The organism is Vibrio sp. 811 (genome assembly GCF_033339195.1).
Window position 1 is genome coordinate 1 of record NZ_JAWOUB010000140.1, and the last position, 990, is coordinate 990.

At 46.6% G+C, this 990-nt stretch carries 2 protein-coding genes; one reads left to right on the top strand and one right to left on the bottom strand.

The window, feature by feature from the left end; all coding sequences use genetic code 11:
- A partial coding sequence (locus R7Q46_RS25395; RefSeq protein WP_318077967.1) for an EAL domain-containing protein occupies positions 1-638 on the top strand: 638 nt, incomplete at its 5' end.
- Between the two features lie 72 nt (positions 639-710).
- Here the strand turns inward: R7Q46_RS25395 and R7Q46_RS25400 are convergent.
- The coding region (locus R7Q46_RS25400; protein ID WP_318077968.1) for a DTW domain-containing protein at positions 711-990 on the bottom strand (280 nt) is incomplete at its 5' end.

Here is a 990-nt window from a genome sequence, read left to right on the forward strand (position 1 = left end):
CTTACAGTCATCTTCCTGCCAGCCAAGAATGTCTGGTGCGGATTTTAGAAGAAGACGGAACAGTGATTGCTCCAGGGCGATTTTTACCGATCATCTCAGACACGCATTTGTACACCAGATTGAGTCGTCACATGATCCGCTCGACGCTGCATTACATGCGAGATAAGAAAGGGGATTTCTCGATTAACCTGTCTCCGCAAGATTTGTTGAGCGACAAAACGTTGATGTTGCTGGAGCATGAAATCAGCCAGTTGAATGACCCGACGCGGATAGGGCTGGAAGTACTGGAGTCTGAACAGATTAAAGATTACGGTCGTATGATAGAAGTGTGCAGCCATTTCAGAAAACTGGGTGCGCGCATTATCGTGGACGATTTTGGTTCTGGATACTCCAATATTGATGAGATCTTAAAGCTAGAGCCGGAAGTGATAAAGCTGGATGGCAGCTTGATTAGAGACATCGATAAGGATTTAAAGCAGCGCAAAATAGCTTCTCAGTTGGTGCGTTTGTGCCAGGTGTTTAATGCAGAAACGGTCGCAGAGTTTGTGCACAATCGAGAGGTGTGCAAAATCGCGCAGGATATGGGCGTCGATTATCTGCAAGGCTACTACTTAGGTGAACCTACGCGTCTGTTTTAGTCGTGTTTCACGTGAAACAATGCCAATAAAAAAACGCAGCCAAGGCTGCGTTTTTTGTTTCGTCGATTGGGTTTACTCGAGAGAGTGTGGTGACGGTTTGAGAGCATGGCCACTTTTCTCGGCTTGGAACAGCGCAAGGTAGTGAGTAAAGAACGTATGCATTTGCTGTTGGTTATCTTGTTCACCAAGTTGACCTAATAAGTGGGCAGCAACCTCAAAGGTGCACAAGTTGCCTTGTTGCTGATTACGTCGCAGTTGATATTGAGAATCGGCGAGTGCGGAAAGTCCCATGGTAGGGATACCTTCTAACCAGCGACTCTTATTGATCATCTTGCGTGCTTCTTGCCGAGTG